This window comes from Aquabacterium sp. (assembly GCF_016195855.1).
Lineage (GTDB): Bacteria > Pseudomonadota > Gammaproteobacteria > Burkholderiales > Burkholderiaceae_C > Aquabacterium.
In genome coordinates, this window is record NZ_JACPYU010000015.1 from 106,993 (window position 1) to 132,661 (window position 25,669).

20 protein-coding genes and 1 other RNA gene are annotated in these 25,669 nt (G+C 63.2%); 18 read left to right on the top strand and 3 right to left on the bottom strand.

Annotated features, from left to right (window positions below):
- Positions 1-35: 35 nt before the first annotated feature.
- Entirely contained in the window at positions 36-2,384 is a 2,349-nt protein-coding gene (locus tag HY019_RS12830; RefSeq protein WP_290692672.1) for an SLBB domain-containing protein, read from the bottom strand.
- A 424-nt stretch (positions 2,385-2,808) separates the two neighbouring features.
- Between HY019_RS12830 and HY019_RS12835 the strand changes: the two genes are divergently transcribed.
- The 3 genes from HY019_RS12835 (at position 2,809) to HY019_RS12845 (ending at position 4,783) form a co-directional block, all read left to right on the top strand.
- A complete protein-coding gene (locus tag HY019_RS12835; RefSeq protein WP_290692674.1) occupies positions 2,809-3,294 on the top strand; it encodes a rubrerythrin family protein in 486 nt (161 codons plus the stop codon).
- 147 nt (positions 3,295-3,441) lie between these two features.
- Positions 3,442-3,606 (top strand): rubredoxin, encoded by a 165-nt coding sequence (locus tag HY019_RS12840; protein ID WP_290692676.1) that lies wholly within the window; start codon positions 3,442-3,444, stop codon positions 3,604-3,606.
- A gap of 1 nt (position 3,607) precedes the next feature.
- Positions 3,608-4,783 (top strand): FAD-dependent oxidoreductase, encoded by a 1,176-nt coding sequence (locus HY019_RS12845; protein ID WP_290692678.1) that lies wholly within the window; start codon positions 3,608-3,610, stop codon positions 4,781-4,783.
- 41 nt (positions 4,784-4,824) lie between these two features.
- On the opposite strand, the gene HY019_RS12850 is transcribed toward HY019_RS12845, so the two are convergent.
- The gene (locus tag HY019_RS12850) at positions 4,825-5,166 is read right to left on the bottom strand and encodes a DciA family protein (RefSeq protein WP_290692680.1); all 342 of its coding nucleotides are present in this window, start codon (positions 5,164-5,166) and stop codon (positions 4,825-4,827) included.
- A 44-nt stretch (positions 5,167-5,210) separates the two neighbouring features.
- Between HY019_RS12850 and HY019_RS12855 the strand changes: the two genes are divergently transcribed.
- From HY019_RS12855 to HY019_RS12915, 13 genes are all read left to right on the top strand, one after another.
- Positions 5,211-6,188: a M23 family metallopeptidase gene (locus HY019_RS12855; protein ID WP_290692682.1), complete on the top strand. Its 978-nt coding sequence runs from the start codon at positions 5,211-5,213 to the stop codon at positions 6,186-6,188.
- A 6-nt stretch (positions 6,189-6,194) separates the two neighbouring features.
- On the top strand, positions 6,195-6,518 hold the full coding sequence (locus HY019_RS12860) for a hypothetical protein (RefSeq protein ID WP_290692684.1): 324 nt from the start codon (positions 6,195-6,197) through the stop codon (positions 6,516-6,518).
- A 115-nt stretch (positions 6,519-6,633) separates the two neighbouring features.
- Positions 6,634-8,223: a TonB-dependent receptor gene (locus HY019_RS12865; RefSeq protein WP_290692686.1), complete on the top strand. Its 1,590-nt coding sequence runs from the start codon at positions 6,634-6,636 to the stop codon at positions 8,221-8,223.
- Positions 8,224-8,247: 24 nt separating this feature from the next.
- A complete protein-coding gene (locus HY019_RS12870; protein WP_290692689.1) occupies positions 8,248-9,162 on the top strand; it encodes a zinc ABC transporter substrate-binding protein in 915 nt (304 codons plus the stop codon).
- Positions 9,159-9,971, top strand: coding sequence for a metal ABC transporter permease (locus HY019_RS12875; RefSeq protein WP_290692691.1), 813 nt, complete (start codon positions 9,159-9,161; stop codon positions 9,969-9,971). The genes HY019_RS12870 and HY019_RS12875 overlap by 4 nt, the downstream gene beginning before the upstream one ends.
- A 145-nt stretch (positions 9,972-10,116) precedes the next feature.
- On the top strand, positions 10,117-12,861 hold the full coding sequence (secA, locus tag HY019_RS12880; RefSeq protein WP_290692693.1) for a preprotein translocase subunit SecA: 2,745 nt from the start codon (positions 10,117-10,119) through the stop codon (positions 12,859-12,861).
- Positions 12,862-13,129: 268 nt separating this feature from the next.
- A complete protein-coding gene (locus HY019_RS12885; protein ID WP_290692695.1) occupies positions 13,130-15,370 on the top strand; it encodes a TRAP transporter large permease subunit in 2,241 nt (746 codons plus the stop codon).
- A 207-nt stretch (positions 15,371-15,577) separates the two neighbouring features.
- Entirely contained in the window at positions 15,578-16,834 is a 1,257-nt protein-coding gene (locus HY019_RS12890; RefSeq protein WP_290692697.1) for a sensor histidine kinase, read from the top strand.
- On the top strand, positions 16,831-17,634 hold the full coding sequence (locus tag HY019_RS12895; RefSeq protein ID WP_290692699.1) for a LytTR family DNA-binding domain-containing protein: 804 nt from the start codon (positions 16,831-16,833) through the stop codon (positions 17,632-17,634). Before HY019_RS12890 ends, HY019_RS12895 begins: the two co-directional genes overlap by 4 nt.
- A gap of 123 nt (positions 17,635-17,757) precedes the next feature.
- Positions 17,758-19,107 carry a DUF2306 domain-containing protein gene (locus HY019_RS12900; RefSeq protein WP_290692701.1) on the top strand — a complete coding sequence of 450 codons (1,350 nt, stop codon included), beginning with the start codon at positions 17,758-17,760 and terminating at the stop codon, positions 19,105-19,107.
- 94 nt (positions 19,108-19,201) lie between these two features.
- Positions 19,202-20,431, top strand: coding sequence for a bifunctional glutamate N-acetyltransferase/amino-acid acetyltransferase ArgJ (argJ, locus tag HY019_RS12905; protein ID WP_290692703.1), 1,230 nt, complete (start codon positions 19,202-19,204; stop codon positions 20,429-20,431).
- 103 nt (positions 20,432-20,534) lie between these two features.
- Positions 20,535-20,906: a transfer-messenger RNA gene (gene ssrA, locus HY019_RS12910) on the top strand.
- 179 nt (positions 20,907-21,085) lie between these two features.
- Positions 21,086-22,351: an integrase arm-type DNA-binding domain-containing protein gene (locus HY019_RS12915; RefSeq protein ID WP_290692705.1), complete on the top strand. Its 1,266-nt coding sequence runs from the start codon at positions 21,086-21,088 to the stop codon at positions 22,349-22,351.
- A gap of 23 nt (positions 22,352-22,374) precedes the next feature.
- On the opposite strand, the gene HY019_RS12920 is transcribed toward HY019_RS12915, so the two are convergent.
- A complete protein-coding gene (locus HY019_RS12920; RefSeq protein WP_290692707.1) occupies positions 22,375-23,241 on the bottom strand; it encodes a phage integrase N-terminal domain-containing protein in 867 nt (288 codons plus the stop codon).
- A gap of 419 nt (positions 23,242-23,660) precedes the next feature.
- Between HY019_RS12920 and HY019_RS12925 the strand changes: the two genes are divergently transcribed.
- A complete protein-coding gene (locus HY019_RS12925; RefSeq protein WP_290692709.1) occupies positions 23,661-23,846 on the top strand; it encodes a hypothetical protein in 186 nt (61 codons plus the stop codon).
- 679 nt (positions 23,847-24,525) lie between these two features.
- Positions 24,526-25,227: a hypothetical protein gene (locus HY019_RS12930; protein WP_290692711.1), complete on the top strand. Its 702-nt coding sequence runs from the start codon at positions 24,526-24,528 to the stop codon at positions 25,225-25,227.
- Positions 25,228-25,669: the final 442 nt, after the last annotated feature.

Below are 25,669 nucleotides of genomic sequence, written 5' to 3' on the forward strand. Positions count from 1 at the left end.
TCCTCAGGCGACATCTCGCGTCGATTGGCTCATGCTCACTGCCTCAGCGTCTTGATCGCCGCCGCACCAAGACTGAATTGATACACGATCTGCGTGATGTCCTTCGCATTGCGCGTGAACACACTCCAGGCACTTTCGTGGTCGGTCTTTTCAGGCAGCACGATCACATCGCCTGGCAATACCGTTGCCCCCCTGACACTGCTGAACCAGCGCCCTGTATTGGTCAACACGCTACCATCTGCACGCAGCACAAAAATCTCGTCGATGTCTGCACCGCTGGTCAGACCCGATTGGTCCAGATACTGCTGCACCGATGCACCTTGCCGCCAGATCAAGGAAGACTCGGTGTTGACCGACCCCAGCACGTACACAAAGTCTGGGCGGGCGGGCACAACGAGACGATCCTGGTTCTCCAGGCGCAATGCTGGCAGCTTGTTTGGCTGCACCTGGTCGTTGTTCAGTCCGAGCATGATCCGGCCAGAGGGCTTCAGGTTACGCAAACGCTCCAAGGCCTGCTTTTGCGCCTGTGCCTCGGCCTGTACGCGGATCTGCGCCACACCGGCGTCGGATGACGACACGCTGGCCGCCGCCGCGCTCAAGCGCGTATCAACCTGCGCCTCCAACCGGCGCACCAATTGCTCCAGGTTCTGCGTCTGGGCGCGCTTGACTTCTTCACGGAAGAAACCCGATCCAAAAAGATAAGCGTCAGGCGTCAGGCCACCGGCCTTCTCGATCAGTTGGGGTAAGCCATCGCCAGGCTGCATCTGGTAGATGCCCGGTCGCTGGACCTCGCCCTCTACGCGCACAAAAACCTGGCGTTTGGCTTGGGGGACGCGCACGTCGTTGACGGAGAACACCGTGACGATGTCACCAGGCTGCAGCGCCAGGTTGTCAGGGCTGTTGGCGTCTTCCAGGGCCTTGCCCAGGCTGAATGGCAACAACTTGACCGACACGTTGACCGCGTCCACGCGCTCGATCACGGCGTAGTCCAGGTTGATTTCATCGACCAGGTTGCCGATGCGGTCTGCCAGGGTGTCAGCGTTGTCCCTCACCTCTTTGGAGGTACGAACGTAAGCGCCACGATTTTGTCCTCGTTGAAGCGGTTGCCCTCCTTGAGCCACTGCCCCATCTTGAGGCAGATACCTTGGCTGGGATGCCGATGCGTCGTCGGGGAAACCATCGGCGTTCGCCGCAAGCCGATCCTCGTCACTGAGCATGACCTCGTTCTGACGCTTGATTGACGCACGCGACATCAAATAAGCCTTGTCAGGGATGAGATCACGGATCTTCATGCCGCTGCGCCATGGGCTGCGGATCGGCTGCGCCACATTGCCGCGCAAAGTCACCGCGTTGCCAAATTCAGGTACCAATGCCGACACCGTCAACAGGTCACCGCTGCGCAGTTTCTTGGACAAACCTTGCGCATCCAGCGCGAAGGCCTCCACCGTGCGGGCGGGCTTCTTGTTGGGATCCAGTCGCTCAAGCTGCGCGCGCTTGGGGTCTGCCACCACAGGCAGTCCACCGGCCACGGCCAGCATGCTGCCAATGGTTTCACCGTCGCCAGCCAGTTCGTACACAGCCGAGTTGGCCACCTTGCCAGACAGCGCCACGAAGCCCTTGGCTGCCGGGATCACGATGGTGTCGCCATCTTGCAGCTTGATGTCAGCGGACTTGTCGCCCTTGGCCAGAAAGGCATAGAGGTCCAGATCGGTCACGGTCTTCTCGGCCCGCTTGACCTGCACATGACGCATGCTGCCGTTCTGGTTGGGGCCACCGCTGGCAAACAGGGCCGATACCAGCGTGCTGCTGCTGCTCAGGGTGTAGGAGCCGGGTTTGCGCGCCTGCCCCACCACGTACACCGTGATGCCACGCAACTGGCCCATGGTGACACTCAACTGGAAGTCACGGTAGTACTTGCCAATGGCCGCGCGGATCACATCTTCAGCCTGCGCACTGCGGATGCCGTTCAGGCTGACGGCGCCAATACGCGGAATGTGGATCATGCCGTCGCGATCAACCACGGCCCGCACATCAATGTCCACCGCACCCCAGCCGCGGATTTGCATTTCATCACCCGGCCCGACACGGTAATCAGGGGACACCGGTGCATTGCTTTGGGGAACGTAGGCCGCAGAAGCCTGAGAAAAGAAGCTGGTTCCGAACAGCGGCAAAGCCTGCCCGGAGGTTTCCAGGACAAAGCGCTGGAACTCATTGGGCGGCAAAGGTTTGCTTGGTATCTGTTGAGCAGACTGCGGCGTAACGGCCGTGGCCCCTTGTGGCGCGTTATTGCTGTCCAGGCCATTGCTTTGCCTGGAGTACAAGCCCGGCAAGCCGGGCAATCGGCCATCCAGGCGCAAGCTGGCGTCGCTTGACTGGGAGCCCATCAAGGCGCCTCGTGCTGCAGTGCCATTGCCATCGGACAGCGACCCGTCGTCTATGGAAGCACTGCCCTGCCGATAAGACGAACCCGAAGACACAGTCGACTGCCCATAAGAGGGCGGCACAAACACGGATACAGACAACAACAAGACGAGGATTCGGCTGACCGGATGCAAACGACGCTGTGTCATGACCCCAATTCTTTCATCTGAAAAGCTCGCCGCATTGTAGAGGTCGCTCCTCCCGTGAATCGGGGCGTTGCGCTGACGCGACCGCACCCCGGTTTCCACCCAATCCGATTTTCAGACATGTCGATAGTCAAAGTTTATTAATGACATCAAATCGATTGACTTCCAAAATCAGCACCACAGACCTAAAGTGACCCCATCGCAGTCGCAAACGTCTTACGACACCCTAAGGAGCCACAACATGAGCACCCCCTTCCACGATCCCAAGTCGGTCACCATCCAGAACCTGGAGGCCGCTTTCGCGGGTGAGTCGATGGCCCACATCAAGTACCGTTACTTCGCCAAGCTCTGCCGCGAGATGGGCGACGAAGAAACCGCCAAGCACTTCGAGCACACCGCCGACCAGGAAATCTTGCACGCCTTCGGCCACCTGGACCTGCTCTTCCCCAAGGGCAACATGACGCCGGCCAAGGCCCTGCAGTTCGCCATCGAAGGCGAAACCTACGAGTACACGACCATGTACCCGAGCTTCAGAAATGCCGCAGTTGAGGAAGGCCGCACGGATGCCGTCAAGGAAATCGACGAGCAGATCGCCGAGTCCAAGGAGCACGCGGCACAATTCAAGGCTGTGCTCGAAAAGGCGGCCAAGCGCTTTGCCGCGCTGGCCAAGGTCGAGGAAAAGCACGCGAACGCCTACCAGGCGGTGCTGGACAAGATCACGGCCTGATTGCCTGGCGAGCGCGCCTCAAGGCGCCCACGTTAAACGCCGACATCGTTGTGCGTGGCGCCGAAACCCCCTTTTTGACGCTTGCAAGCCCGGGGCGCAGCCTTAACTTGCATCAGAATCCACCCCCGTTTTTGGAAGATATTGCTCATGAAAACCTATCAATGCGTTGTTTGCGGTTTTGTGTATGACGAAGCCAAGGGCATGCCTGAAGACGGCATCGCGCCCGGCACCAAATGGGAAGACGTGCCCGCCACGTGGGAATGCCCGGACTGCGGCGTGGGCAAGTCCGACTTCGAAATGATCGAGATCTGATATGAGCGAAGCGGTCGTCATCATCGGCTCTGGCCTGGCTGGCTACAACGTGGCCCGCGAGTTGCGCAAGGCCGACGCCAATGTGCCCATCGTCGTCGTCAGCCGGGACCATGCGGGCTTTTATTCCAAGCCCATGTTGTCCAACGCGCTGGCAGGCAAGAAGACAGCGGCCACGCTGGTGATGAAGCCCGCCGAGAAGATGTCCGAGGACATCAAGGGCCGCGTGATCGCCAACAGCGCGGTCACCGGCATCGACACCCAGGCGCGCACCGTGACGCTGGCCAGCGGCGAAGTGCTGGCCTACCGTGACCTGGTGCTGGCCTTGGGTGCCGACCCGATCCGGCTGCCCCTGCAAGGGGATGCGGCCGACACGGTGCTGTCGGTCAATGACCTGGATGATTTTGCGAAGTTCGCCGAGGCGCTGGACACGGCCGCCGGCGGCCAGCCCGTCAAGCGCGTGGCCATTCTGGGCGCAGGCCTGATCGGCTGTGAATTCGCCAATGACCTGCTGCATCGGGGCATCGAGCCCACGGTGCTGGACCTGGCAGACCGCGCCCTGGCCCGCCTGCTGCCCACCGAGGCCAGTGCCCGCCTGCAGGACAAGCTGCAAGCTGGTGGCACGATCTTCCGCTTCGGTGTGGGCGTGCGCAGCGTGGACAAGGCCGATGCTGGCCTCAAGCTCACGCTCAGCGATGGCAGCACGATGCAGGCTGACCTGGTGCTGTCGGCCATTGGCCTCAAGCCCCGCACACACCTGGCAACCGAAGCGGGCGTGCTCACGGGCCGTGGCGTGATGGTCAACCGCGAGCTGGCCACCAATGTGCCACACGTCTATGCCGTAGGTGATTGCGCTGAAGTGCAAGGCCACCTGCTGCCCTATGTGCTGCCGCTGATGGCGCAGGCACGCGCCCTGGCCGCCACCTTGGCTGGCAAACCGACCCCGGTGTCCTACCCGGCCATGCCTGTGGTGGTGAAGACACCGGCCTGGCCCACCGTGGTGTGCCCCCCACCGCCCCATGCCGCGGGCACCTGGACGGTCAAGGCCGATGAAGAGTCGATCGAAGCGCGCTTTACCGCTGCCGACAACCCAGAACAACTGCTGGGCTTCGCCCTGCAAGGCAAGGCCGTGACGCAACGTCAGGCCATGGCCGCCCTGGTGCCTGCCGTCCTGGCCTGAGCACCCTGCATGTTGCAAACCGGCCTGTCGCCGTGAGGCGATCAGCGCCCGGTTTGGACTCTCACGCGGATTGCGTTAACCTTGAGCCCCTTTTTGGCCAGCACCTCGATCAGGCGCGGCTGAAGCTGACGCAACTTGGCTGACACGGCCGAGTTGGCCGCCAGCAGCGTCCAGCCCTCGTCATCCACCGGGCCCGCCTTCACATAGGCGGCCATGGCGGGCGGCAGGCTGGGCTTGATGGCCTCCAGGCAGTCTTGAGACAACTGCAGCCGCTTGAGCAGGCTACCCAGTTGATTCGAGCGTCCCATGGCCTGCGTCACCTGAGGAACATCAGGTGTCATCGGCTTGTAGGTAGAGGTGCGGGTGTAGCGGCTCGCGCTCATGGCAAAGTGCTCAAGACGTCAGGTTTGATGCGGAAGGTTCTTGCATGCAGATTTTGATCACAACCGGCGTCCTGTCGCGAACCCGGGTGGTGCAGTTTACGCCCCTCACCCTGATGCTGGCGCTGGTGGCCATGGCCCTGCCCATGATGGTGCTCAGCCTGATGCTCTACCACGCGGTGGTGCTCAAGGCCGCGCACGAGCACTGGCCCATCATCTCGCAAGCGGTGCGCTATGTAGAGAAGCAAGAGCTGGCCCAGCGTGATCGCTACATGCGCGAGAACCTGGACGCCATGGCCGAGAAGGTGGGCGACCTGCAAGCCAAGCTGATGCGCCTGGAAGCCGTCAGTGAGCGCGTGGCGGGCATGGCGGGCATGAAGCCCGATGAGCTCAAGAAGATCGAGGCCGAGCCCAAAGGCGCCAGTGGCGGCCCGTTGGTCAGCATGCTGGAAACACGCCCCTCTGCCCGCACCCTGGACGAGCTCAACAACCAGATGGGCAACCTGCAGGCCATGAGCGAACGCGACAGCGACCTCTTCACGCTGATCGAGTCCCACCTCTTCGAGAAGCGCCTGGAAGCCTTGATGGTGCCCAGCAGTGCGCCGGTGGAAGGCCCGATCGGCTCGGGCTTTGGCTTCCGCACCGACCCCTTCACCCACCGCCCGGCCCTGCACACCGGGCTGGATTTCCCGGCCGACCCGGGCACGTCCATCCTGGCCGCCGCCGGTGGGGTGGTCTTGTCTGCGGGGCCGCATCCCCAATATGGCCAGTTGGTTGAACTCGACCACGGCAATGGCCTGGTGACGCGCTATGCGCACACCTCGCGCATGCTGGTCAAGCAGGGCGACCTGGTCAAACGCGGCCAGAAGATCGCCGAAGTTGGCAACACTGGCCGCTCCACCGGGCCCCACCTGCACTTTGAAGTGCTGGTGGAAGGCGTGCAGCAGAACCCGGCCAAGTTCCTGGCCAGCCAAGGGGCTGTTTCGACGGCTTCACAAAAGAGCAACACGGTTTCGCTAAAGTAAGCGCCCATGCAGGGTCGTACACACCGCCGTACCAACTACCTTATGGGCTGGCACCTGCTGCTGGCCCTGGTCATGCTGCTCATGCAGCAGGCCGGGCTGCGGCACGCCCTGCAACACGCCGCGCGTGATGACGGTGCCCCCACCCACACGGTCTGTGTGGAGTGCCTGGCCCACCATGCCAGCGACAGCGGTGTGGCGCCCACCGTGCCCACCCTGGCCCAGGCCACCTTTGAGCATGTGCTGACTGCGGATGCCGCACAGCCGCAATGTGCTCAAGGCGTGGCCTGCGTTTACCTGTCCCGCGCCCCGCCCCTGGTCCTTGCTGCCTGATTCACCTTGTGCCTTGCCGGCCTGACGCTGCCTTGTGGCGGTGACTCGGCAAGCGCTGACAACTGAACCACTCGGCCTGCGCCCATGCGCGCATGGCCCGCAAGAGACCATCATCATGCTGAATTTTCCGTCCGGCCAGGCAGGCCTGGGCGCACGCCGTGCTGGCTGCGCCATCGCCCCATCCTCCACCTTCATCACCCGCCCTCGGCTGCTCACACTGAGCCTGCTGATGGCGATGGGCGCCAGCTCGCCATCCGCCCATGCAGCAGCCAAGGCACCCCAGGCCACGCTGAGCGAGATGCGCAAGCAAATCGACGACCTGCGCGCGCAATACGAAGCCCGCCTCAAGGCGCTTGAAAACAAGCTGGCGCAAATGCAGCAGGAGCGCCAGGCTCAGCAAGGGCAGCAAGCTCAACAGGCGTCAGCATCAACACCGGCTGCGACAGCATCGGCATCGCCTGCCACCAACAGTGCAGCACCAGCCCCATTGGCCGCAACGCCACCCGACGCGCCCGCCATGGCCGCCACAGCGCCAGCAGCGGCAACTGCCGACACCCAGGCCAGCGCCAACGGCTTCAACCCCGCCGTGTCGGTGATCCTGAGCGGCACCTATGCCAGCCTGTCCAAAGACCCAGGCACCTGGAAGCTCAGTGGCTTCGTGCCCAGTGGTGACGAGATTGGCCCAGGCGGCCGAGGCTTCCGCCTGGGTGAATCCGAGTTCGGCCTGAGCGCCAACATCGATCCCTGGTTCTACGGCGCCTTGACCTTGTCGGTCGCCCCTGACGACAAGATCTCTGCAGAAGAAGCCTTTGTGCAAACCACCGCCCTGCCCGATGGCCTGAAGATCAAGGCCGGGCGCTTCTTCTCGGGCCTGGGCTACCTCAATGAGCAGCACGCCCACACCTGGGACTTTGTCGATGCGCCGCTGGCCTATCAGGCCTTCCTGGGTGGCCAGTACAAGCAGGAAGGGCTGCAGGCCAAATGGCTCTTGCCCACCGACCAGTTCATCGAGCTGGGTGCGGAGCTGGGCAATGGCCACGGCTTCCCGGGCAATGACCGCAACCGCAACGCGGCAGGCTCGATGGCCTTGTTTGCCCACACGGGCGGCGACATCGGTGACAGCCACAGCTGGCGTGCCGGCGCATCCTGGCTTCGCACCCAGGCCACCAACCGCAGTTGGGACGACACCAACAGCGCCGACCAGAACGTGACCAACGCCTTCAGCGGCCAGAGCCGCATCTGGGCATTGGATGGCGTGTGGAAATGGGCCCCGCACGGCAACGGCACCCGCACCAACTTCAAGCTGCAAGGCGAGTACTTCCGCAGGACCGAGACCGGCCAGTTGACCTATGCGTACGCTGACCCCGACAACCTGGGCCTGAGCGCCAACACGGACGCCTACCGCAGCGCCCAGTCAGGCTGGTACCTGCAAGGCATCTACCAGTTCATGCCCGCCTGGCGCGTCGGCCTGCGTCATGACCGCTTGGACAGCGGCAAGGTGGACTACGCCAGCAATGCGGCCAACTTCATCGCCACGGGCACCAAGCCCCAGCGCGACAGCGTGATGCTGGACTGGTCGCCCAGCGAGTTCAGCCGCGTGAGGCTGCAGCTGAACAACGACCGCTCGCGGGAAGGCGTCAATGACAGGCAGCTCTTCCTGCAGTACCAGATGAGCCTGGGCGCCCACGGCGCGCACAGCTACTGATCGGCCAGATCAAGGAGCCCCACCATGAACACCACCAAGTTGCGTTTCATCACCCTGCCTGCCTTGACGATGCTGTGTGCACTGAGCACACCGGCCCATGCGCTCAAGGTCTTTGCATGCGAGCCCGAATGGGCCGCGCTGACCAAGGAGCTGGCCGGCGATCAAGCCAGCATCTACACCGCCACCAACGCCTTGCAGGACCCGCATCAGGTGCAGGCCAAGCCCAGCCTGATCGCCGCCGTGCGCAATGCCGAGCTGATGGTGTGCACCGGTGCCGAGCTGGAAGTGGGCTGGCTGCCCGTGCTGCTGCGCCAAGCCGGCAACCCCGCCGTGCAGACAGGGCAGCCTGGCCAGTTCAACGCGGCGGACTACGTCAGGAAGCTGGAGGTCCCCACCCGCCTGGACCGCGCCGACGGCGATGTCCACGCCTCGGGCAACCCCCACATCCAGACCGACCCACGCAACATCGCGGCGGTGGCCCAGGCGCTGGCCAAACGCCTGAGCGAGGTCGATGCGGCCCATGCGTCCGTCTACCAGGCGCGCCTGCAGGACTTCAACACGCGCTGGAGCCAGGCCATGCAACGCTGGGACAAGCTGGCCGCGCCGCTCAAAGGCATGCCCATCGTCGTGCAGCACAAGGGCTTTCCGTACCTGGAAAACTGGCTGGGCCTGAACGAGGTGATCTCGCTGGAGCCCAAGCCCGGCGTGGAGCCCAGCAGCGCCTACCTGTCCACCGTGCTCACGCAATTGCAGAAGCAGCCGGCCAAGGTGATCATCCGCGCGGCCTACAACGATGGCCGAGGTTCGCAGTGGCTGTCTGAACGCGCGCACATCCCCGTGGCCGTGCTGCCCTTCACCGTGGGTGGCAGTGACAAGGCCCACGACCTGTTCGGTCTGTTCGATGACACGATCGAGCAACTGCTGAAGGCCACCAAATGAGCCCCACCTTGATCGCCAGCCTGACCCTGCACGAGGTGGACTGGTCCATCGTCGGGCCGGCCCTGATCGCCGGCTTGCTGGTGCTGGCCACGCACGTGCCCCTGGGCCTGCAGGTGCTGCGCAAAGGCATCGTGTTCATCGACCTGGCCATCGCGCAGATCGCGGGGCTGGGGGTGATCGCCGCCGATGCGCTGGGCTGGGAGCCGCAGGGCTGGGCCGTGCAAGGTGCTGCCGTGCTGGCCGCCCTGGCCGGCGCCGCCTTGCTGACCTGGACGGAAAAGCGCTGGCCCGACATCCAGGAGGCCCTGATCGGCGCGCTGTTCGTGCTGGCGTCCTGCGTGGGCATCTTGCTGCTGGCGGGCAACCCGCATGGCGGCGAGCACCTCAAGGACCTGCTGGTCGGCCAGATCCTGTGGGTGACGCCTGGGCAGTTGTGGGCCGTGGCGGGGCTGTCGGCGCTGGTGCTGGCGGTGTGGTTCGGCCTGGGTGCCCGACTGGGCCGCGCGGGCTTTTACCTGCTGTTCGCGCTCGCTGTGACGGCCTCCGTTCAACTCGTCGGTGTCTATCTGGTGTTCAGCAGCCTGATCATGCCGGCGCTGGCTGTGCGAAACGCGCCACCTGGGCGTCAGTTGCCGCTGGCCTGGGGCGCGGGCGCCCTGGCCTACGCCGGGGGGCTGGCCTTGTCCGCCATGCTGGACATGCCCTCCGGCGCCGTGGTCGTTTTGATGATGGCACTGGTGTGCATCACCCTGAGTGGCCTGGTGCAGAAACGCCTTGACACACCTGGGGCCGCCTCCTCCCTTGAATAAGGGCGGGGAAAGCCCCTCCTAGGTGGGGCGCAACCGCGTCGCGGAAGCGTCACCCCTGGGTGCTACACTTTTTGGCTTTGGTTGACTGGGGAAAGTGTCCCTGGTGCCTGAAGCCCCCGCTTGCCCCGATTGGATTGATAGCTCCATGTTGCCCAAGATACTGACTTCGATTTTTGGTAGCCGTAACGAACGCCTGCTCAAGGAGTACCGGCGCACGGTGGCCAAGATCAACGCGCTGGAGCCCACTTTCGAGCCCTTGAGCGACGACCAGCTGCGCGCCAAGACCGAAGAGTTCAAGCAACGCGTTGCCAAGGGCGAGTCCCTGGACGCCATCCTGCCCGAGGCCTTTGCCGTGGTGCGTGAAGGCTCCAAGCGCGTCTTCAAGATGCGCCACTTCGATGTGCAGATGCTGGGCGGCCTGTCGCTGCACAACGGCAAGATCGCCGAAATGCGCACCGGCGAAGGCAAGACGCTGACCGCCACCCTGCCCGTCTACCTCAATGCCTTGAGCGGCAAGGGCGTGCACCTGGTCACCGTCAACGACTACCTGGCACGCCGCGACGCCGAGTGGATGGGCAAGCTCTACACCTTCCTGGGCCTGTCCGTGGGCATCAACCTGCCCCAGATGCCCCGTGAAGAAAAGCAGGCTGCCTACGCCGCCGACATCACCTACGGCACCAACAACGAGTACGGCTTCGACTACCTGCGCGACAACATGGTCTACGAGGTCGAAGACCGCGTGCAGCGCGGCCTGAACTACGCCATCGTCGACGAGGTGGACTCGATCCTGATCGACGAGGCCCGCACCCCGCTGATCATCTCTGGCCAGGCTGAAGACCACACCGAGATGTACGTGCGCATCAACGCCGTGGTGCCCAAGCTGAAGAAGCAGATCGGAGAGGCCGACCCGCGCACCGGTGAAGGCGTGATCGAACCCGGGGACTTCACCGCCGATGAAAAATCCCGCCAGATCTTCCTGACCGAGGAAGGCCACGAGAACGCCGAGCGCCTGCTGTCAGAAGCCGGCCTGCTGGCCGAAGGCGCCAGCCTCTACGACGCGGCCAACATCACGCTGATGCACCATGTGTACGCCGCCCTGCGCGCGCACCACCTGTTCAACAAGGACCAGCATTACGTGGTCCAGAACGGCGAAGTCGTCATCGTTGACGAGTTCACCGGCCGCCTGATGGCCGGGCGCCGCTGGTCCGATGGCCTGCACCAGGCTGTCGAAGCCAAGGAAGGCGTCGAGATCCAGGCCGAGAACCAGACCCTGGCCTCGATCACCTTCCAGAACTACTTCCGCATGTACGGCAAGCTGTCGGGCATGACCGGTACGGCTGACACAGAGGCCTATGAATTCCAGGAAATCTACGGTCTGGAAACGATCGTCATCCCGCCCAACCGCATCCTCGCGCGCAAAGACCAGCTCGACCTGGTCTACAAGACCGCCAAGGAAAAGTATCAAGCTATCGCTGCGGACATCAAAGCGTGCCACGAGCGTGGTCAGCCTACCCTCGTGGGCACCACCAGCATCGAGAACTCTGAACTGATCGCCCAGTTGCTGACCCGCGAAGGCCTGCCACACCAGGTGCTCAATGCCAAGCAGCACGCCCGTGAGGCCGAGATCGTGGCCCAGGCTGGCCGCCCCGGTGTGATCACCATCGCCACCAACATGGCCGGTCGTGGTACCGACATCGTGCTGGGCGGCAACATCGAGAAGGACATCCAGGCCATCGAAGCCGATGAAACGCTGGACCATGCCGCCAAGGAAGCCAAGATCGCCGCGCTGAAGGCTGAGCAGGCCGCGCTGAACGAGCAGGTCAAGGCCGCAGGCGGCCTGCGCATCATCGCCACCGAGCGCCACGAATCACGCCGCATCGACAACCAGTTGCGCGGCCGCGCCGGCCGTCAGGGTGACCCGGGCTCTTCGCGCTTTTACCTGTCGCTGGACGATCCGCTGATGCGCATCTTCGCCGGCGACCGTGTGCGCGCCATCATGGACCGCCTGAAGATGCCCGAAGGCGAGGCCATCGAGGCCGGCATCGTGACCCGCTCCATCGAAAGCGCCCAGCGCAAGGTGGAAGGCCACAACTTCGACATGCGCAAGCAGTTGCTGGAGTACGACGACGTCTCGAACGACCAGCGCAAGGTCATCTACCAACAGCGCAACGAGATCCTCGAAACCGTGGACGTGGTCGAGGCCATCACCAACCTGCGCAAGGGCGCCATGACCGACGTCGTGCGCACCTTCGTGCCGGCCGAGAGCCTGGAAGAACAGTGGGACCTGGTCACACTGGAGAAGGTGCTCAAGGACGAATGGCAACTGGAAGTGGACCTGGTCAAGTGGGTGGATGGCCAGACGGCTGCCGACGATGAAGACGTGCTCAACCGCGTGATCGAGTCCGCCAACCAGCGCTACCAGGACAAGACCGGCGTGGTGGGCCGCGAGCAGTTCGCGTCCTTCGAGCGCATGGTGTTGCTGCAGTCCATCGACACGCACTGGCGCGAGCACCTGGCTTCGCTGGACTACCTGCGCCAGGGCATCCACCTGCGCGGTTACGCCCAGAAGAACCCCAAGCAGGAATACAAGCGCGAAGCCTTCGAGCTGTTCGGCCAGTTGCTGGACGTGGTCAAGATGGACGTCACCCGCGTGCTGATGACCGTGCAGATCAAGTCGCAGGAAGAAGCCGAGCAGGCTGCCCAGGCCATCGAGAACCAGGGCGAGAGCTTCATGAACGTGACCTACACACACCCCAACGAAGACGGCACCGTGGCGCAGGAAACCGATCCTGCCACCGTGGCTGCCGAGGTGCCGCGTGTGGGCCGCAACGACCCCTGCCCTTGCGGCAGCGGCCAGAAGTACAAGAACTGCCACGGCAAGCTGGCCTGATCCAGCCCCGCTGCAAGCGCATCCCCGGATGCACCAGAAGAAGGCCCCTCGGGGCCTTCTGTCATTGGGGAATCCTTTTGTCGCCCAGGCTGCCCCCAGAGGCACAAAACGCGCCGTGAATTCACCCACGAATGCAGGAACCCACTGGCGAACCCTAAGCACATCCTGTCGCGCACGAATTGACAATGCGAGGGTCGCCACCTAGCGTGTCGTCACTTTTGCATACATGCCACGACGGCGCCTTGATGCGCCGCAACAGGAGACACCCTTGAGCACCTCGTCAAACGCATCATCGCCAGGGCGCAACCTGGTTGGCTGGTTTGCCAACCTCTCCACCCTGTTCCTGCTCATCATGATCCTGGTGATCAGCACCGGCGAGATGATGCATGGCCAGTTGCTCAAGTTTGGCGAGGTCCTGTTCAGCGATCCACAGCAGCAGGTTCAGTACTTCCTGCTGCGCGCCGACCCCGAAAAGCCCACCTGCAATGCCAACCTCAATGTGGACCAGGAAGTGGCGCGCCAGGAGGCTGAAGCAGCCAAGGGCACACCCGCGGGCGGCACGGCAGATGACGTCGACGACCTGTTCGGTGCCCGCAAGTTCAACGCCGCAGCCGTACGCGAATCGCTGACCGCCACGGTCAAGAACTGCGCCGAACGCCATGTGATGTACGACCACATCCGCGCGCACATCACGCCTCAGTTGAAGTTCTACCGTGGGCTGGAAACCAGCTTCTTCACGCTGTTCAAGTTCGGCGCCGACAACCGCGCCATGACGCTGCTGATCCTGCTGACCATCACGGCGGCCTACACCACGCTGGGCTTCCACCACATCAGCCTGCGCCCGGCCCGCTACCTGCGCGACTACCAGGCCCAGGCCTGGGCCATGCTGATCTGCAGCGGCATGATGATGTACTCGTCGGTGCGCTACTACCAGATCTCGGTTGACTCAGGCGTGCCCCTGGAGGACCCGCGCGTCTACTACATGTGGATCGTGCTGTTTGCGGTGATGTCGGCCGTCAGCGCCTTCCGCATCGTGCGCCCACCTCGATCTCAAGAGCCCACCAAGGGCAGCTGGCTGCATGCACTGGAGGCCGTGCCCCTGATTGCCAACCTGGGCATCTTCACCAGCGTGTATTTCTTCATGCACGACCACCCGTCGGGCCCGGCCATCTACGCCAACAAGATCCTGGACTTCATCAGCCTGCCGCTGGCGCTGGCCCTGCACATCTGGGCCGGCATGCTGTTCAAGCAAAGCCGCATGGTCGACATGTTCATGAACATCATGCGGCCCTGGAAGCTCTCGCCTGAGGCGCTGACCTACATCATCTTGCTGGCCGCCGGCCTGCCCACGGCTTACGCCGGTGTGTCCAGCGTGTTCGTGATCGCGGCCGGCGCCATCGTGTACCACGAGGTGCGTGCAGTTGGCGGCACCAGCCAGTACGCGCTGGCGGCCACGGCCATGTCGGGCTCGCTGGGTGTGGTGCTCAGCCCCAGCCTGCTGGTGGTGGGCATCGCTGCCTTGAACCGCCAGGTCACCACGGCCCAGTTGTTCTACTGGGGCTTCTTCGTGTTCGCCCTGACGTCCACGGCCTTCTTCATCGCCTCGCAGATCCACCGCCACAACCGCCATCAGCGTGCGGCCGTTGCCTCGCCCATGGTGGCGGTGCCAGCCATGCTGCGCGAGATGAAGGCTGTGATCCCTTACGTGCTGGTGGTCGGCGCCATTGCCATGTTCTACAGCCATGTGCTGGACACGCCCTTCAACGAAATCTCTGCCCCCAGCATCCTGCCCATCATGATGTTGCTGGTGCTGGTCTTCGACAAGAAGTTCCAGGCCCGTGATGCTGCTGCGCGCAACTTCGCACCGGTTGGCGCCGCAGCCGTGCAGGCCATGCCCATGCCCGAGCCGGCCAGCGAGACCACGCACGTGGAACCGGCCTACGCAGCCCAGCGCCAGAAGACGGCTTCGGGCGCCATCCGCGCCGCCACCACCGAAACGGTCGAACACGTCGGGGCTTACATCAGCCTGATGCTGTTCACGCAGCTGGTCAGTGGTGTGGTTGAGCGCTCCGAGATCATGACCATGGCCCCCCAGGTCTTCCCCAATGTCTGGTGGGCCATGACCTTCCTGGTGATCGCCAAGGTGATCTTGGGCATGGTGATGGAGCCGCTGGGCGCCATCGTGCTGGTCTCCAGCACCCTGGCCCCCATGGCCTACGCCAACGGCATCGAGCCCGTGCACTTCTGGATGATGGTGCTGGTCGCCTTCGAGCTGGGCTACCTGCTGCCGCCTGTGGCCTTGAACCAGTTGCTGACACGGCAGGTGGTGGGCGAAGCGGAGATCGACAAATCCGACGCCGAGGTGGCGGGAGCGTCCTTCTACAGGCGCTACGAGCGCTGGATCCTGCCTTGCCTGGTGATGTCCATCAGCCTGGCCATCGTGGCGTACGGCCCGCTGCTGGTGCAGCGCGTGGACTTCTTCAAGCCCATCGCGCACCTGTTCCACTGATTGCCACCCACACGCAATGGCAGGCCTGTGGGCCTGCCCCACAGAGAGCCTGATCCGGGCTCTCTTTTTTTTGTGTTCACGCCACCCACGAACACCGCCTGCCATTGGCGCCTGCGTTGTGCTGGCCATCTCATCCGCATTGACGCTGGCAAACGATCGGACAATGATCATGAACGCTCCGATGTCTTTCAGCCTGCAGCCTCGTCCATGTTGCCGCCTCCATCCCTCGACCTGCCCCCTCATCAGGCGCCACCTCTCTCGGAAACCAGCGAGGCCACACTCAATCCGCTGCGCACGCTGCTGATCCCCAATGCCAAACGGATCTTCATCACCATGGTGGTGTGGTCCATCCTGATGGCCTTGTACTCGCGTCTCATGGAAGAGCAAGGCATCGAAGCAGCCCGTCAATACGGCCTGTGGCTGTATTTGAGCGGCAACCTGGGCGGGGGCCTGATCGTCTTCGTCGTGAGCATGGTGGGCTGGTACACCGTGGCCAGCCGCTTGTGGCTGCGCAGCGAGGCCGCACGCCTGCGCCATGCCACGGAAGGCATGTATGCCTTGCTGCCCTGGAAGGTGTTCCTGCCCCTGATGATTGGCCTGAGCCTCATTGGCAGCACCGTGACCTACGCGATCTGGGCAGCCTTGATGGCACGCACCCAGGAGTGGGCCACCATGCGCCAGCAGATGAACCTGAGCGGCAACCTGCTCATCACGCTGCTGTACTCCACGGGCATTTTTTCGATCGACTTCTTCCGGGTGCGGGCGGCCATGCTGCACATCCGCGTCGAGACGGCGCAACGCCTGCACGTGGAGGCCCAGCTGCAGCGCCTGCAAGCCCAGATGGAGCCGCACATGCTGTTCAACACCCTGGCCAATCTGCACGCCCTGATCGAGACGCAACCGGGCAAGGCGCAGGACATGCTGTCCCACCTGATCGACTACCTGCGTGCCACCTTGAGCGCCAGCCGGACCGGCTCGGCCCCCCTGCGCGACGAGATGGCCCGCGTGCAGGACTACCTCGCGCTGATGCAAATCCGCATGGGAGAGCGCCTGCGCATCATCACGGATGTGCCCGCCGACCTGCGTGAGGTGATGCTGCCGCCCATGCTGATCCAGCCGCTGGTCGAGAACGCCATCAAGCACGGCCTGGACCCGCTGCCCGGCGGCGGCACGCTGCACATCCTGGTCAAACGCGAGCGTGACATGCTGGAGATCACCGTGCGCGATGACGGCCAGGGGCTCGATGCCGCCCGGGCCACGCCCAGCAACAGCGGCTTTGGCCTGAGTTGCGTGCAGGCGCGCTTGCAAGCTTGTTATGGCCTGGAGGCCCGCCTGATTCTGGAGCCGGGCTCGCAAGGGCCTGGCCAAGGTGCAGCCCACCTGCGCCCCGGCACCGTGGCCATCCTGCGCCTGCCCATGCAGATGCCGGCCCTGCCTGCGACCTCACCCTTGATCACACCATGACCCCGCCACTCACCGCCCTGATCGCCGAAGACGAGCCCGTGCTGGCCGATGCACTGCGTCGCCAACTGCACAAGCTGTGGCCCGAGTTGCAGCTGCTCGAAGTGGCCGGCGACGGCATCCAGGCCCGCGAAGCGGCCTTGGCACAGCAACCGGACATCCTGTTCCTGGACATCCACATGCCCGGCGCCAATGGCCTGGAAGTGGCCGAGCTGGTGATCGACGAATGGCCCATCGACCAGCCACTGCCCCTGATCGTCTACATCACCGCCTTTGACGAGTACGCCGTGGCCGCGTTCGAGCGCGCCGCGGTGGACTACGTGCTCAAGCCCATTCGGCCCGAGCGCCTGGCCATCACCTGCCTGCGCTTGCAGACCCAGTTGGCCGCGCGCCAAGGCCCTGCGGATGACGACGCGTTGATCAGCAAGACGCTGTCGCTGCGTGCGCAGCCCATGGCGCAGCAGGAGCCCCTGCGGGTGCTGCAAGCGGCCGTGGGTGCGTCGGTGTATGTCATCCCGGTGGAGGATATCCTGTACTTCGAAGCGGCCGACAAGTACGTGCGCATCATCACCATCAGCAAAGAAGCCGGCCGGCCGGAGATGCTGATCCGCACGCCCTTGCGTGAGTTGATGCCCCGGCTTGATCAAGGCCTCTTCTGGCAGATCCACCGCAGCCATGTGGTCAATGTGCGCGCCATCGAGCGGGTCAGCCGCCAGCAGCAGCGTTTGCGGGTGCACCTGCGCGGCCGGCATGAAACCCTGGACGTGAGCCGCATGTACGCGCATTTGTTCAAGGCCATGTGAGGCCGACCACTCGCGACCGTATCCGACCATTGACGCAGGGCATGCAGCCATTCGTCTCACCCCTCTTGCCAGGGCTCCGCATGGTTTTCAAGATGGCGGCATCCAGAAAATCAGGAGCCCCTCATGACCACCGCCCCATCCAGATCTGTCCGCGCGCTGGCACTGCTGGCCTTGCTCGTGGCCGCCTTGTTCGGCCTGGCCAGCCTGGTCTACCCGATCAGCATGCTGCAAGGGCAATGGCCACTGGTCAGCCAGCTGATGGCCGCACTGGTATCCCGCGACTTCGTCATGGGCGACCCGCAGACCGTGCAGCAGGTCATCCACAACTACACGCGCGGCTTTCTGGGCATCAGCGCGCACACGGCACTGGGTGGGCTGGCCCTGAGCGCCTGCACCCTGCAGTTCCTACCCACCCTGCGCCGGCGCCATCCACACGTGCACCGGGTGGTGGGCATGGTGGCCGTGGGCAGCACGGTGGGGGCCATGATCGGCGCCATGGCGTATTTGTGGGTCACGCCGGCCATCGACAACGTCTCGGGCCCCGCCTTTGCCGCAGCCTTGTGGCTTCAAGCCGTGACCACCCTGCTCTCCCTGGGGCTGGCTGTGGCCAGCATCCGCCGCCGCGAGATCCGGGCCCACATGGGCTGGATGGCCCTGATGATGGCCAGCCTGATGACGGCGCCACTGTTGCGCATCGGCGATGTCATCGTCGGTTGGCTGCTGCCCCTGAACCTGACCCAGACCACCGCCGGGCTGGCCGCGATCCTGATGCCCCAGGCCGTGCTGCTGATGGCCTGGTGGATGCAACGCGTGGGCCGACTGAACATGCCCTTGCTGCCCCCCCAGTTGAGCATGCTCCCCGCGGCGCTGCGTGCCCTGGTCTGGCTGGGCGTGGGCACCGTGCTGCACGAAGGCCTGCTGGCGCCCTGGGGCCTGGATGCCCTGGCCCACTGGCGCGGCGCCGATGTGCGCCTGCCCGGCATCGCCGGCATCTGGGCGGTGAGCAGCGCGGTGCTGCTGCCCAGCCTGCTGCGCGAGCTGCCCGAGGTGCTGCGCGGCCGCCCCATGAGCGCCCGCACCCTGCTGCTCATGGCCACGGCTGCCTGTGGTGCCTTGGCTGTTGCCGGGCAGCTGCAAGGGCAAAGCCTCGACCAGATCGGGCACCGCTTCTACTGGGCCGCCTTTGGCGCCAGCAGCCTGGCCTGGAGCGTGGCCGGCATGCTCTGGCGTGATGGCAACCGCGTGCAGGCCAACTGGCGCATCCTGGGCCTGATGAACGGCCTCACGCCCACCGTGTGGCTGCCCTACGCGCTGGCCCTGGGACTGACAGGCTGGCCGGCCGCCACCATCACCACCGGCGTGCTCACCCTGAGCTGGGGCTTCTTTGCCTGGCACGGTTTCGTGACCGCGTTCGGCATGCCCATGCCCGGCGTGCCGGCCACCACCCCGCAAACCGGCCAATCCTTGGCCTGACACGCGATTTTCCGCGGGGTGAAAGCCCATGCTGCGGCACAATCTGGCTCCTTGATCGGGCTTCGCGCTGAAGCCCACCCGGAGCCCACACAACATGCCCGTCAACCTGACTGCCCCCAACCCTTCCGATCTGCACCCCGTGCCCGGCGTCAAGCTGGGCATCACCATGGCGGGCATCCGCAAAGTCAACCGCCGTGACCTGACCGTCATCACGCTGGACGAAGGCAGTGCCGTGGCCGGTGTGTTCACCAAGAACCGCTTCTGCGCCGCGCCCGTGCAACTGTGCCGCGAGCGCCTGGCCGCCAGCAGCGAGATCCGCGCCCTGCTGATCAACACCGGCAATGCCAACGCCGGCACCGGTGAAGACGGCCTGGTGCGCGCCCGCGCCACCACCATCGCCCTGGCCCGCCAGTTGAGTGTGTCGCCCGAACAGATCCTGCCGTTCTCGACCGGCGTGATCATGGAGACCCTGCCCGTCGAGCGCATCGAAGCCGGCCTGGCAGGCGCCATCGCCGACCTCAAGGCCGACAACTGGGCCGTGGCCGCCGAAGGCATCATGACCACGGACACGCTGCCCAAGGCCGCGTCGAAGCAGATCACCATCGGTGGCCAGACCGTGACCATCACCGGCATCAGCAAGGGCGCCGGCATGATCAAGCCGAACATGGCCACCATGCTGGGCTATGTGGCCACCGACGCCAACATCGCCCCCGGCCTGCTGCAGGCCCTGGTGACCGAGGCGGCCAATGCCTCGTTCAACCGCATCACCATTGACGGCGACACCTCCACCAATGACTCCTTCGTGCTGATCGCCACCCGCAAGGCCCGGCACACCGAGATCACCGACCTGAACAGCGCAGATGGCCAGGCCCTGCGCGCCGCCGTGATCGCCGTGTCGCAACAGCTGGCCCAGGCCATCGTGCGCGATGGCGAAGGCGCCACCAAGCTCATCACCATCACCATCGAGGGTGGCCGCAACGAAGCCGAGTGCGCCCAGGCCGCTTATGCGATTGCCCACTCGCCCCTGGTCAAGACTGCGTTCTTCGCCAGCGACCCCAACCTGGGCCGCATCCTGGCGGCCGTGGGTTACGCCGGCATCGATGACCTGGACCAGAGCCTGATCGAGCTGCACCTGGACGACGTGCACGTGGTCACCAAGGGTGGCCGCCGCCCCGAGTACCGCGAAGAAGACGGCCAACGCGTGATGAAGCAAAGCGAGATCACGATCCGCGTGGGCCTGGCGCGCGGCACGGCCACGGCCACCGTGTGGACCTGCGACTTGTCGCACGAGTACGTGACGATCAACGCGGACTACCGCAGCTGAAAATCATCCGGCGGGGGCCTTGAAAAGCCTCTGCCCGCCCGCATATCGATGAATAAGGCCAGCGCGGATTCGCAAGAACACCTACAATGGCCTGACTTTTCCTGGGGCCGACCTGGTTTCGACGTGGGTGCGGATTCGGGACAGGGCATGTCGAGGACCAGCCACCTCGTAAATCCATCTGGAAACAAACTAACTGCAAACGACGAATCGTTCGCACTCGCCGCTTAACACCGGTGAGCCTCGCAACAGTTGGCCGATGGGCTGGGCTGTAGTCGCAAGACGATAGCTGCGAGGTCATTCACATTGGCTGGACTTCTACCGGGTCACTCGGTAGGGGTCAAGATTAAGTGACTGGCTGGCTTGGTAGCGTGCTGCTGCGCGATCAGGTCGGCGAGATTCAAATCAGACAGCTACACATGTAGATCTGCTCGATGATGGCTTACGGACGGGGGTTCAATTCCCCCCGGCTCCACCATTCAAACGTCTCAAGAAGTCTCTTGAGACCTAAAAATCCCTAAGTAATCAACGACTTAGGGATTTTTTTCGTCTCAACACATCCCATGGGGTGTCTGGACATCCCGGCCTTGTTGTGGGTAACTATGCGGGTAGCCTGTCTGCGCGAAAACCTGTTACCCGCAACGAAGGGGGCCAGCCATGAGCGCGAAGAATGCAACCAACAAGTTGACCGACCCGGCAATCCGAAACGCCAAGCCACGAGATACCGTCTACAACCTGCCCGATGGTGGCGGGCTAGGGCTGGAGGTGCAGCCCAGCGGCGCGAAGTGGTGGCGCCTGCGATACCGGTTCGGCGGCAAGGAAAAGATGCTGTCGCTGGGTACGCACCCAGAGGTCAGCCTCAAAGACGCACGAGAACGGCGTGACAACGCCCGCAAGGACATTGCGGCAGGCATCGACCCAGGCGCCAAGCGCAAGGCCGAAAAGGAAACACGCACCGCCCTGGCAGCCAACACGTTTGAAGCCGTGGCGCGCGAGTGGCACAAGACCGTGCACACCGCGAAGGTGTCGGAAGGCCATGCCGAACGCACCTTGATACGCCTGGAGCAAGACGCGTTTCCCTGGATCGGTGCCACGCCCATTGCCAAGATCACCGCGCCCAAGCTGCTGGAAGCCTTGCGCAAGATCGAAGCGCGCGGAGCCATCGAAACGGCACACCGCGTGCGGCATGCCTGCGGCCAAGTGTTCCGCTATGGCATCGCCACGGGCCGATGCGAGCGTGATCCAGCCGCCGATCTGCGCGATGCGCTCAAGCCCGTCATCGTGAAGCACCACGCCGCCATCACCGACCCCAAACAGGTGGGTGGCATGCTTCGCGCCTTCGATGACTACCAGGGCATGCCGACCACGCGGGCGGCCCTCAAGCTGGCACCACTGGTGTTCCTGCGGCCAGGCGAACTGCGGCAAGCCGAATGGGTCGAGTTCGACCTGGATGCTGCCATGTGGACCATCCCCGCGCCGAAGATGAAGCGCAGCAAGCAGCAGAAGCTGAGTGGTGCGCCGCATGTGGTGCCGCTGTCAACTCAGGCCGTCGCCGTGCTGCGTGACTTGGCGCCGCTAGCTGGCCATGGTCGTTATGTCTTCCCCAGCCCACGCGGTGGTGACAGGCCCATGAGCGAAAACGGCGTGCTGTCTGCCCTGCGGCGCATGGGCTTTGCCAAGGACGAGATGACCGGCCACGGCTTTCGGGCGATGGCTCGCACGCTGATGGTGGAGCGCCTGGACGTGCCGGAAGCGGTGGTGGAGGCCCAACTCGCCCACTCGGTGAAGGACAGCCTGGGGCGGGCCTACAACCGCACCGAGTTCATGGCACAACGACGGGCCATGATGCAAGCGTGGGCCGACTATCTGGACACCTTGCGACGCGGGGCCGAGGTCATCCCGTTCACGACAAAGCAATCTTGAATCACACCGTTGCCTGGCGTTCATCACCGTCCGAGGTACACCGCCGTTATTTGCTCCCTCTCGTGGCCCAGCTCGCGTGAGATGGTGAGCCTGGCTTGCCTGTCGATGGCCTTCTGTTCGAGGCTCAATTGCTTGGATGTGGGCCCGCCAGCAGCCGGTGCCTTCCAGCCGGTCAACTCAGCGTATCGCGTCTGTGCATACGCATGGCGGAAGCTGTGAACACGGTCGATTCCGGCGAAGGCAGTCTGAGCCTTGAAACGGTTGAGCTGGTCTATGTAGGACATCTCGGCCGGGATCAAACTGCCCTTGTCAGCCAGTGCCTTGGCCTGATTCAGTAGATCTCGCTGCATCTCATTGAGGATCGGGATCTCCCGCTCCTTGCCGCCCTTTGTCCATGTGGACTTGAGCACCAGCACGTCACCTCGATCGGCCCAGCCGGGCTGGATCTTGATGCTTTCTTCGCGGCGCAGGCCAAAGGCCTCTTGAAGCCGCAATGACATGGCTGTGTATGGATCGGACACCTTGCCCAGCTTGCCCTGGTCAAGCTCTTTCGCTTTGGACTCATTCGTCACGAAACGCCGATCAGCAATGCCATAGGCCGCGTTGTCACGAGCCACGATGTTTTCCTTGCCGATCTTCTCGGCCATCCAGCGCAGTGCCGACATGCGGTTCTTCATCGTGCCGGTGCTCGCGCCTTCGGCCTGCCAACGGTTCACCAGGTGTTCGATGTGCTTGGTGCGGATGCCCTGCGCCCGCAGGTTCTTGAAGCCATCTTCGTGAAGCTGGTTCGCCACCATGGTCAGCAGCCGTTCGCGGTCATGCTGGGTAGCGAAGGAGCCATCGCGGTTGCGTTGGCACATGAGCTTGAAATCGCGGTTGAGGGTGCGCATGGGCGAGGCCTTTCAAAGACTGTTCATCGATCCGCTTGCCGTGCCGGAGGCACGGACTTGTGTGTGGTGTGAAGAGGTCAGGTAAGTGTTTCTGTCCGCCCCTCACGCCGCAGCGCGATGGGGACTACAAGGGACGCGGGACACCACTCCCGGTTTGTGCAAGGTTGTTGACTGCTTGCCTGCGTTGCACGTCGCTGTAGCACTGCGCTGGCTTGCCTGTTGGCATAGCGCTATGCGCAGGGACCATTGACCCAGGGTCCGAGGGGTGTGTGTCTCACACACGTCCGGGGTGGCCATCTGACAGGTGGCCTGACGGTGCCTTGCGGTCGGGCCGCAAAGGCACGGCACAGTTGAATGTCATTGGGCTTGCAGCCCAGTGGATTCATGCTGTCAGTACGAATAGGCTCACGGCCCATTGCATGCAGCAACTGACAACAGGCTCGCAGCCCATTGTCGGCATGCTGTGCCCGATAAATGGGCTCGGGGCCCATCGGATCACTGAAGGTGGTCTGGCCATCCTTCGATCCACTTCGATCAACGCCTTGACGTTGATCGATTTGCTGGCATCACTGCGCAGCATCACTGGCGCACGTCACGGTGGTTGACAAGGCGCTCGGTCGTGCTACTGGCGTCGTCACTGTCAGCAAGCTGCCAGTGACGACGCGTGGCGTTTTAAAGCCGCACTCGTGATAACTCGGCCCCATGCGCGCAGGCATTGGATCGGCTTCGAAATGATCGCGGTCGGCGTCGGGCGCCAGCACGCGATCTGCTCAGGTGGGGACAACGATGGAGGCGGGTAACGACCGCAACGCCTTTTCTCCGCAATGGAGGGGACAAGGAGCCCGCGATATGCCCACTCAGTTGACACCCACGGACAACATGGGTCAACAGCCCATCGAGCCGCGCCTACGCAATGCCCCGGCATTCGCCACCATTGCTGATGGCGCTTGACTGGCATCAACCGCATAGGAGCCTGATTGCTGACAACCGGAGAGCAACCATGTGGCGACTCAGCGACCACAGTTTGACGTACCTCGCAGCGGGCACCAATCGACAGCAATCAATCGGTTTATGTGATTCGCGAATAGCGAATTCTTTTTTTGCGCAGCAGAAAACATGAATTAACCTATGTAAATCAACATGTTGAGATAAACGGTAGCATTTTTAAGTACAAAATCTCCGTATACGCCGTACAATCACAAAATTCAGAGAAGAGTTCTCTACGTCTTGAGGGGTTATTTCATGGTTGATGTCCTGCGAAAGAAGAGCCCAAGAGCCCCGTCAATGGCTCTGGATGAGGCGCTGGATCGCGTGATGAAAGCCTACGACAAGGACCGTTTGCATCCTGCGCCGACTGAGGTTGTGGCCCAGAACTTGGGTTACAAGAGTGCAAACAATGGTTCTGCTCTATCGGCAATTGCCAGTCTTCGATACTTCGGCCTTTTGGAGCGCCCTAGCGAAGGTTATCTAGCAATCAGTAAGGACGTAGAGGCGTATAAGTTTGCTCCTGACCAGGCGCATAAGCAGGCTTTGCTGGAAGGCTTCTTGACGAAACCGCCGCTCTACGCTGATCTACTTGAGAAGTTCGGGAGCGGCCTGCCGTCGGAAGCGACCATGCGATACGACCTCATCCAACGAGGCTTCTCACCTCAATCAGCTGATGTGGCGTTAGCCGCATTCAAACGATCAGCTGACTTCGTGGGCTACTTCTCTGCTCAACGTAGATCACAACAGGGCGATGCTAGCCTCGCCCCTGATTTTGAGGAGGATTCACTCCCGACGCCGGCCCTGGTGGAGCCAGTCCAAAAGCCTGTATCACATCCAAGGGATATGCTGGATATCGATGAAGAAACAGACCGGATTCCGGTTCGTTTGCCGGGAGGGCGTCGTGCATGGTTGCTAATTCCTTCGCCCTTCTTCGAAGGCGACAAGGTGAGACTGAAGGCGCAAATTGACCTCCTTCTCACTCAAGACGAAGAGGCGTGATGGCAATCAGAGGTAGACAAGGTTTTCTTTATTCGCGAATAACGAATACGTGGAAGAGGAGGGGCCAACTCGATGCTGAGTTACGATGGCACCTTCAATTCGCGAACTGCGAATAGGCGTTTATGCGAGCCTTTGGATCGAAGCAACCCGTATTGAAGCCTCAGGACCTCATCGTTGTCCTGAAGGTCGCGACCATGAAGGACAACGAGCCGACCTTCGCGGGGATGGCTCGCGACCTATTCATGTCGGCATCCGAGGTTCATGCGGCGGTGCAACGGTGCATCACGTCTCATCTGCTTGAGCGAGATTACGGATCATTCAGCGTAAACCGGGCGTCATTGCGGGAGTTCCTCCTCCATGGAGTGCGCTATGTGTTTCCGGTTGTCGCTGGCCCGGTTATGCGTGGATTGCCTACAGGCGTATCCGCACCACCGCTAAGCGA